1 protein-coding gene is annotated in these 252 nt (G+C 44.8%); it reads right to left on the minus strand.

The window, feature by feature from the left end:
* Positions 1 to 252, minus strand: a 252-nt coding sequence (locus tag OS191_RS00040) for a hypothetical protein (RefSeq protein WP_267153665.1), incomplete at both ends; no start/stop codon positions are given.

A 252-nucleotide genomic window follows, 5' to 3' on the forward strand; every position in this document is an offset into this window, starting at 1 on the left:
GTTATCAAAGGTTGCCGTTTCCCAGCATTCTGTTGTCGGTTCAGCTGGTTGTAATCCTGTCAGATCCCAAACACAGGTTATGTTATTAAAGGTTGCAGTTTCCCAACATTCTGTTGCCGGTTCAGCTGGTTGTGATCCTGTCACATCCCATACACATGTTGTGTTATTAAAGGTCGCCGTCTCCCAACATTCCGTAGGTGGCTCTATAGGTTGCGTTCCAGTAACTACCCAAGTACAGGTATTGTTATCAAA

Origin of the sequence: Xanthomarina sp. F2636L (assembly GCF_026410195.1) — a bacterium.
Classification (GTDB): domain Bacteria; phylum Bacteroidota; class Bacteroidia; order Flavobacteriales; family Flavobacteriaceae; genus Xanthomarina.